Here is a 7,559-nt window from a genome sequence, read left to right on the forward strand (position 1 = left end):
TCGGGTTAGTGATTCAGCATGAACTCGGCACTGTTGGCCAAAACCCACAGCACGTCGCCGAGCGCCGCCGATTGCTGGTCTGGCTCGGCTTCCGCGAGAAACTGCTTATATCGGTCCAGCTCTTGCTGGTTGGGCGTTCGGCTGTAGGCTGCCAGAAACAGCACATTCAATCGCTGCTCGTCGGAAAGAAACGGGGCACTCATCGCTTTCAACAGACCGCTCGTTTCGACATTGGTCGCCGTCGAAACGGGAGGACCATTCATGACGGCGAGTGCCTGGGGCATGCCGGTATCGAACTCGGTACGGTCTTTGCCAGCGGTTCGCATCCGGGCAACAAACTGCGAACGCTGAGGATCGTTCTCGACCATGGCGTTGGGGGGCTGAAGTAGCCCAACTTTCAGCAACGCGTCAAAGAGCTGCTCTGGCGTTAGCGATTTGACCGCCATCCGGGCGAACAGATCGTCAGGGGCCTGAGAATCCGAAACGGCCTCGCTGCTGCGAGCATACGTTTCCGTCAGGGCAATCGTCTGCAGCAGCTGCCGGAGGTCGAAGCCAGAGCGAATAAAGTAAGTCGTCAGTTCGTCGAGCAGCTCCGGATGGCTCGGCTTATTTTGCGGCGACATGTCGTCCGCCGGATGAACGAACCCGCGACCCATCATGTGCGACCAGGCCCAGTTAACCGCCCGGCGTGGCATGAAAGGATTATCGCGCGAGACCATCCAGATCGCCAATTGCTGACGACGTGTTCCCCCCAGCGATGCATAGCTGACGGTCGTGCCAGGGAAAGCAGGCGGAACGACTTCGTCCGACTCCGGCAGGGTGACTTCGCCGCGATTACGATCGACGATATCAAACCTTGCCAGGCCAATGTTGTTGTCGCCAGGGCGTTCGAGCTGAGCGAAGAACGCGGCCATGCCCCAGAAGTCTTGCTGCCTCCAGCGATCGAAGGGATGGTCGTGGCATTGGGCACATTCGAGCCGCAGGCCTAGGAAGATCCGCGAGGTCTCGGCCGCGAGTAGTTCTGGCTTCAATTCCTGGGCGGCATAAAAGTAGCCCGGCCCATCGTTACCTTGCGTGGCGGTCAAGAACTCTTCGACCAGGCGATCGTACCGAACGTTCTGAGCGAACTTACCGCGTAGCCACGTTTGCAGACCTGCTTCGTTTTGCAGCGAGAGCGGGTCATCGGTCGGCTCCAGGATCAACGACCGCCAGGTAGTCGCCATGTGGGTGGGATGGGCAGGGGAGTGAACCAGCGACTCGACCAGCTTCTGTCGTTTATCGGGTGCGGTGTCTTGAAGATAAGCTCGCGTTTGAGCGACTGTTGGAATGCTGCCGACCAGGTCAAGCGAGACTCGCCGCAGAAATTCGCCATCGGAAGCGAGCGGGGCAGGCTGGATGTTTTCGGACTCGAGCCGCGCTTGAACCAACGCGTCGATCCGGTTGGCCATCGCTTGCATCTCGGCCTGGCGATCTTCGTCGGACGTTTCTGCGTGCAGCGGCGCAGGCAAAAGCCAACTTGTAAGAACGAGCCAGCATGACAGCGCATGACGCATGCGAAGCATGATTTCGCCTTTGACCAGAGGAGCTAAACGATAAGACGACAGGCTGGGGATCGAACCACCCGGCCTGACGTCATCTTAGCAATTGTTGCCGGGGCATGATAGAAAAATGCCGCCAGCGAAACGGGGCTTTTTACCAGCTGTCAGCCAGGCCCGGGGGCCTACGGCAAAAACCGTGCACCCGGAAACGCTTGCCGAGGGTTACTTCTTTCCGCGAGCCAGTTGTTCCGCCGCCAAGGCACGGCGACCGCGAACGGCGTCGACTTCCTGCGACTGACCCCAGTAGTACAGCATCACACCCAGCACCAGGCCAACCAGGCTGGAAGAGAGCACCGCGAAAGGGCTTTGGGTAAATGTCGAGTTCTGGGCGGCTGCCTGGGTGGTAAGCACCAGGCCGATCAAGCTGATCGCGAAGCTCAGCACGTCTGAGAGAATCTCGCGAACGCTAAATCCCATGTGGGCCACGACTACCAGCTTGCCAATCACCAGTTGCATCGCGAAACCGATTACACCAGCCAGCATCACGGCGAAGGCGATCCAGTGGAAGGCGGGAAACTCGAGCGCTTCGGCCACCTGATAGATCGGCGTCAAAATGCCGGCGGTCGTTTCTTGCGCCGCTTCGTTTTGATCGACCTGGCTGGCGATGTCTTCCAGTTGTTGCGACATGTGACCAGGCGTTGCGGCTGCTTCGCCGGTATCTGCTTTCGGTTGACCAGCTTCCGGTGTCGCGGCTTCTTCGACGGCCGCATTCTCTACCGGAGAAGCGTCCTGCGATTCTGATTCTTGTGCCAATACTGGCATCGCGACCAGCAGTGTCGCCAGGGTGACCCATCCGAGCGATGCCATAATTCGAGACATGATTTCCACCTCCATCTTGGGAAACGAACAGAAAACAACCGATGTCCAGTGCGACTCGGCAGTTACCAGTGAGCAAAGAACGACGCTCATTTCGTGAGGGAAGCGAAAAAATGGCTTACCCCGCGAAAATGTGGCGAATGTTCTGACTCATGTAGGTATTCGCCTTTCTCGGTAGTTTATTGGCCAAATCTGGGGGAATCGTAACGAGTGCTTTGTGGGCAGATGGTTGCCGCAGTGAAGGCAACTCTTGGCAAAAGCTGCCCTAATGTATTGCCTTGGCACTTGGGGCTTGGTTTTGTAGAACGTGCGACCCGCCTCGCCAGAATCTACTTTCTTAATCCCACCTAACGATGGAGACCTCTGCCGATGAGTTCACCCGATGCCACGCGTCGATCATTCTTGAAGACCACCGCTGCCGGTATGGCGGCGACAACCCTCGTGATGCAAAGCCAGAAGTCGCAAGCCGCCGACGCCAACTCGAAACTCCGAATCGGTTTCGTTGGCGTGGGGGGGCGTGGTTTCGGTGCCCATGTGAAAAGCCTTTCGGCCATTGCCAAAGAGGGAGCCAACATCGAGCTGGTTGCCGTCTGCGATGTGTACGAAGCGAATCGCAACCGCGCCGCGGATTACATCGAAAAAGAAAACGGCGGCAAGGTTGCCCGCTACGTCGACTTCCGCGAGATGTACGCGAAGGAAAACCTCGATGCCGTCAGCATCGGTACGCCGGACCATTGGCACGCCATTCAAGCCATGGAAGCGATGAAGGGTGGCATGCATGTCTACTGCGAAAAGCCGATGGTCAAACAGGTGGAAGACGCCATCGAACTGGTCAAGGTCTGGAAAGATACCGGCATGGTCATGCAGGTCGGTGTCCAGGGAACCAGCTTGCCGGTTTGGGATGCGGCCCGTCAAAAGATCGACGAAGGACTGCTCGGCAAAGTGCTGATGTATCAGACCGAATACTTCCGCAACTCCGACATCGGCCAGTGGCGTTACTACAAGCTATCGAAAGATATGTCGCCTAAGACGATCGACTGGAAGCGATTCCTCGGCGTCGAAGAAGGCCTGGCGGAAGACCAACCGTTCGACCGCGCTGTGTTCGCCCAGTGGCGTCGTTTCTGGGAATTTGGTAGCGGCATGTTCACTGATCTGTTCGTGCATCGTACGACCCAGATGATGAAGGCGACCGGCCTCCGTTATCCGGCCCGCATCACCGGTAGCGGCGGGTTGTATCTGGAATACGATGGCCGCGAAGTACCAGACGTGGCGACCGTGGTGGCGGAGTTTAACGAAGGTTGCCAAGGCCTGGTGACGGCAACGATGGGTGCGTCGGAAACGCCGATCAAGCAGCTCATCCGTGGTCATAACGGTTCGATTGTTTTCGATAATCCAAGTGCCTCGGAATTCACCTTCGTGCCAGAACGACCTCAGGTCACGCACATCAGTCCGACCGAACTGCCGTACGAAAAGCAGATCATCAAGACCGAGAAGGAAGCACCGAAGGATCAAACCAAGGCGCACTTCGAGAACTGGATCGCGGCGATCGAAAACAACACGCCTGATTCGTGTAACAATCCGCCCGATCTGGGTGCGGCGGCGATCGTGCTGGTGAACCTGGGTGCGCGTAGCTACCGCGAAGGGAAGATCTATCACTTCGACGACGAAACGATGACCATCAGCGAAGCAGACGGATCGTGGTCGAAGAAGTGGGAAAAGGTCTCCAAAGAACGTGGCTCGGCCCAGCATGTCCCTGGCTGGAAGGCAGGCGACAAAGGCTCGACCATTCAAGATCCAGACCACCAGAAGCTGGAAGGTCCGTGGATCAACGGCAAAGATCCGGCTGCTTAAATCGGTAGTCGACTGAAATCGGTAGAAGGGAAGGCAATCGCTGGAAGCAGGATGCCTTCCCTTTTTTTGTTTCTTGATGGAATCAAAACGTTTGCGATGCCATTTCCCCTCTTGGATAATGTCCCTGGCAAATCTATCACGCAAGGAGAGTGGCATGGCGAAGTGTTTTGGTTGCATGGGGATGATTCTCGTTTGGGGGCTGGCAGGCGGCGTGGCCTTGGCCGATGAAGTTGCTGATGCGCTGGCCGAGCTGACGCCACCACTTCCCATCGAGTCGATCAGCGCCACCATCGATCTGCAGCGTCTGACCTGTGTCGAACCGTGTCCCACGCTCGAGAAAATGATCCAAGCGGTTGACCAGCATGCACCTTTCGAGTCTCCCCAGCAGATCGAAACCCTATTCACATCGTTGATTCCACCCAAGGCGGAAATTGAAGCTCCGGTCTTCTTTCTCAATCAACGCAACATGATCGTTTTGTCCGATCGAACCGCGACAAGCAACAGCCACATTGGATTAACTGGCGACATGAAAACGATCGTGCAGAACCGGCAGCACACGATCGATCACAACAAGTTTTTTGTGGACGACCAGACCCACGAAACGATTCTCGTTTATCGCAACCGCACCAGCTACATGCTGGAAGGACTCAATAACTTGCTCCCTCAAGTGGAAAGCTTCAAGACGCATGCTCAGCGATGGAAAGCCGGGCTTCAGCTGCAAAAAGATAAGGACAAAGGGGAACGCACTTTGTCGATTCGTCCTGAGGATGGATATCCGAAATTGCAAAGCATCACGCTCGATACGCAAGGAAACATTCTGCGGCAGGTGATCGATTCTGGCAGTTCCATCAATCAGGTTTTCTGGGCCGGGTATCACAAGGTGGGGCTGTATGAGTTGCCCACGATCCAGTTGCGAATGTGCCTGTTTCGCAATAACAGTGACGGATCGTTCAACCACGGACGCCTGGAACTGATTCGTCTGAAAGAAGCCGAGGCGAAGCACATCTCCCTGAAAGAGAAAGACTTTGCGGTGTCGGCCTCGAAAGGAGCCCTGATCCAGCTTTTCGAACCAGGCCAACAGGAAAAACGAATCGTCCTTCCGCTAGATGTGCCTGACTTGATGAGCAAGATTGACTCGCTGGAAACGTTACAAGCCTCCAGCGATTAACCCTAGTCCCAGCTTTCAAGTTGTTCCCGGAATTCCAGTTACTTGCTTTCCAGTTCCGAGATCTCGTAGGCTAGTTCGGTGAAACGGGGTATGAATCTTCCGACCCTTCATTTTTCCTCTAGCGGATACTTGACTGGTTGATCTAGATGGAAAACCAAGAGCATTTCAGCGAGCAAGAGCTGGATGAGTACCATCTCTTGGTCTGTAAGGCGTTACGCTACAAGGGCCCTTCGAATGCCTTGAGTTCGGAGGTCGAATCTGAGTACCCCGCTATGCATGCGTTCCTAAGGGAAGTGCGAAATGATTCGCAACGGCCTACGTTTCTGATGGAGTCGGTTTGGGATGACGGTAGTCCGTTGCCAATCCTAAGCAATGAAGAGTTCTTGATCATACTTCCCGATTTGGTTGCAGGCGGTCTTCGAAACGCATCCGACTCGATCGTTTTAATGACTGTTGTAAACCGATTTGTCGAAATCTCCGAACGCAGCCACGATTGGTTAATCGTTCGAACGGGGCTTACGGATAGTTTCTTGGACCGACTGCGGAAAGGACTACTGCAGATGATAGACCATGCCTGGGACGGACGTCGCCTGAGCAAACGCGCGGATAGCGTGAATTCGGCCTTTGGCTAGGTCGGAGGCAGGGCTCTTTTCTCGGACTTGATGGAATAGAAACGTTTGCGATGCCGCCACTGTGGAAGTAAGTTACTCGTTCGACGATGGCCGGCCAGAGCGAACTCGCAAATTCGTAGTTACTGGCGCCGACTTTGGCAAATCATTTGCCCCATCGACATGGACACTTGCCGGCCTGGAAATGCCTCAGGGGACCCCTGTATCCGATCTACGATTAAAGCAGCGGCTGGGTGGCACTGCTAATCCAGTCATTTGTCAAGCTTCAGGGTGTGCCACTGCTGCCCTCAGCAGTGTGAACCTGCCAATCGGCCCATCAACTGTTTTCCTTCTGAACTCCGAAACCGTTCAACCAACTTGGATCCGGTAGTGTCAATCTCGGCCATTCTGGCCTTGTGGTTCTCTCTTCGTAGAACTTGGCACTGGACCATTTCCAATCGGTTGAATGTCGGCAAAGTCCTCGTTTGACAGGATTGTTATGAATGTACTCGATGCTGGCGGCAATGGCTTCGGGGCTGTACAGGTTTCGGTCGAAGCCGCCTCCCTCTTGCCAGAATCGGAAGGTCTGTTGGCCTGGGCGCTGTTGGATGGTTAACTTCGCTAGGAGTGGGGACTGGTGTTGGAGCAGTAGTTGCTTGATCTCTACCGACGACTGCCGTTTGGTCCAGGCCAGTAGCTTGCTGACGGTTGCCGAGGATTCGGTCGGGCCAACCAGCAAGTGAACATGCTCAGGCATGAACACGAATGCAAACAAGTGAAACCCAGCCAATTCGCTGCCGGAATCGAGTTTTGCCGCCACGATCCTTCGCCAGGGATCACTCGTCAGCAAAGGAAGCCGGCGATAGGTGGAAAAGGTCAACTCATGCAGGTGACCTGTCCCTTCGTAGTGCTTGACCTGTTTCCGATGGGCGGATGAACGTTTCATGAGTTCATCGTAACGAGTCGGAAGAGGGAAGAGAATGTTTTACTTGTGAATTGAGTCGATTGGCACTTCACACTGCTGAGGGCAGCAGTGGCACACGCAAGAGTGAACGGCTCAGCAGTGCCACCCCGCCCGATGAGCAGGTCAATGGGCGACGCAAAGGAAGAAAGAGTCCTGGCCCCTTAATCTCTTACATGCTATGACATCTTAGAGTTCTTGTAGCCGCATCCTGGAACCTGCTATATGTTGCACGTACGAGCCCCGATTAAGTCTAGAAGCTGTTTCAAAACCCTGACGTTATAAGCTTGCGCCAGGCAACGATTTGCGTTACACCTACCATCGAAAGGAGTCCTTCGATACATCCTGCGTTTCTCCTTCAATGTCGGTCAGCGTCATTACGGCGGTGCCGAAAACGTGAAGTCCGACCATTGCCGACGCTGCGGACATCTTCCAGATCGATGCCGGAGGCATGCCCTTGGTAGGCAATATTCGCCAGCAGAAATCGATCGCAGAGGACCGTCTTGCACTGCTCGTCGGTGAGCAGAACCTCACGCTTTCCAGCCATCGAAGGACTC

At 55.3% G+C, this 7,559-nt stretch carries 5 protein-coding genes and 1 pseudogene; 2 read left to right on the top strand and 4 right to left on the bottom strand.

The annotated features are described in order from the left end of the window. Positions 1-5: 5 nt before the first annotated feature. Positions 6-1,562, bottom strand: coding sequence for a DUF1549 and DUF1553 domain-containing protein (locus AB1L30_RS23160; protein ID WP_367016436.1), 1,557 nt, complete (start codon positions 1,560-1,562; stop codon positions 6-8). A gap of 198 nt (positions 1,563-1,760) precedes the next feature. Next, on the bottom strand, positions 1,761-2,417 hold the full coding sequence (locus AB1L30_RS23165; RefSeq protein ID WP_367016438.1) for a hypothetical protein: 657 nt from the start codon (positions 2,415-2,417) through the stop codon (positions 1,761-1,763). 366 nt (positions 2,418-2,783) lie between these two features. On the opposite strand from AB1L30_RS23165, the gene AB1L30_RS23170 reads away from it, so the two are divergent. Together AB1L30_RS23170 and AB1L30_RS23175 are read left to right on the top strand one after the other, a co-directional pair. Further along, positions 2,784-4,265: a Gfo/Idh/MocA family oxidoreductase gene (locus tag AB1L30_RS23170; RefSeq protein WP_367016440.1), complete on the top strand. Its 1,482-nt coding sequence runs from the start codon at positions 2,784-2,786 to the stop codon at positions 4,263-4,265. A gap of 154 nt (positions 4,266-4,419) precedes the next feature. Beyond that, positions 4,420-5,433 (top strand): hypothetical protein, encoded by a 1,014-nt coding sequence (locus AB1L30_RS23175; RefSeq protein WP_367016442.1) that lies wholly within the window; start codon positions 4,420-4,422, stop codon positions 5,431-5,433. A 945-nt stretch (positions 5,434-6,378) separates the two neighbouring features. On the opposite strand, the gene AB1L30_RS23180 is transcribed toward AB1L30_RS23175, so the two are convergent. Together AB1L30_RS23180 and AB1L30_RS23185 are read right to left on the bottom strand one after the other, a co-directional pair. Next, positions 6,379-6,987: a transposase gene (locus tag AB1L30_RS23180; protein WP_367016444.1), complete on the bottom strand. Its 609-nt coding sequence runs from the start codon at positions 6,985-6,987 to the stop codon at positions 6,379-6,381. Positions 6,988-7,360: 373 nt separating this feature from the next. Continuing rightward, a pseudogene (locus AB1L30_RS23185) lies at positions 7,361-7,559 on the bottom strand (hypothetical protein); the annotation flags it as partial.

Origin of the sequence: Bremerella sp. JC817 (assembly GCF_040718835.1) — a bacterium.
In the GTDB taxonomy this organism is placed as follows: Bacteria; Planctomycetota; Planctomycetia; order Pirellulales; family Pirellulaceae; genus Bremerella.